The sequence below is a fragment of the Cobetia sp. SIMBA_158 genome, from assembly GCF_046566945.1.
Lineage (GTDB): Bacteria > Pseudomonadota > Gammaproteobacteria > Pseudomonadales > Halomonadaceae > Cobetia > Cobetia amphilecti.
This window is the reverse complement of record NZ_JAWJYL010000561.1, coordinates 1-262: the sequence shown is the minus strand read 5'-3', so window position 1 is coordinate 262 and position 262 is coordinate 1. Positions and strand designations below refer to the sequence as shown.

The 262-nt window shown below is 69.1% G+C and carries 1 protein-coding gene; it reads right to left on the bottom strand.

What is annotated here, in order from left to right; all coding sequences use genetic code 11:
• Positions 1-27: 27 nt before the first annotated feature.
• On the bottom strand, positions 28-262 hold a 235-nt coding region (locus R2R70_RS21075; RefSeq protein WP_410979061.1), incomplete at its 5' end, for a DUF1214 domain-containing protein.

The following is a 262-nucleotide window of genomic DNA, read 5'->3' as shown; positions in this document are numbered from 1 at the left end:
GTCACGTTCGCGCGATCGCTGATCCGCTCAACCGCGCTGCCGCTCCACCGGCGGATACGCGTAACGCCCTTCGAGATGCACCGCGCGCGGCACGTACAGGCGCAGCGCCAGATAGAACCGCTCCGGCGGCGCGGGCAGCCAGTTTGCGCGCAATACCGGATCGGCGGGTTCGTTTGCCGAGATCGCGATCCGCAAGCCGCCGTCGTCGAGACGCAGACCGCGCGTGCGGTCGCCCAGCGAATAGCGGCCGATGGCATTCTCG